The 513-nt window shown below is 51.9% G+C and carries 1 protein-coding gene; it reads left to right on the top strand.

The annotated features are described in order from the left end of the window. The coding region (locus tag ACLHR0_RS31640) for an MBG domain-containing protein (RefSeq protein ID WP_436491695.1) at positions 1-513 on the top strand (513 nt) is incomplete at both ends.

Raw genomic sequence — 513 nt, 5'->3', positions numbered from 1 at the left:
CACTAACGGTAACGGCTAATGATAAAAACAGGGTATACAAACAAACTAATCCAACACCGGATTATACTGTTACCGGTTTTGTAAACGGCGAAAACAGCAGTGTAGTAAGTGGTGATGCCACCATTACCCACACTGCCGATATCAACAGTGCGCCTGGTGTTTATCCGATTACGGTCACTGCGGGTACATTAACAGCCGCTAACTACGACTTTAACTTTGCGAATGGATCGCTTACTATTACAAAGGCATCTCAAACTATCAGCTTCCCGGCCATCTCTAACAAAACATATGGCGATGCGGCCCTTGCGCTCAGCGCCAACAGCGATGCAGGGTTGACGGTAACTTACGTCGTAACTGCCGGTCCGGCTACGGTGAGCGGCAATACCGTTACCATCACCGGCGTGGGCAATGTAACCATAAGCGCTACACAGGCAGGTGACGCCAATTACACGGCGGCAGCAGCGGTGAGCCAGTCGTTCCAGGTAGCGCCGGCCACGCTGACCGTAACTGCGG

The organism is Chitinophaga sp. ARDCPP14, assembly GCF_051362515.1.
Classification (GTDB): domain Bacteria; phylum Bacteroidota; class Bacteroidia; order Chitinophagales; family Chitinophagaceae; genus Chitinophaga.
Note: the sequence above shows the minus strand (reverse complement) of the source record. Positions and strands in the feature narration are given on the sequence as shown.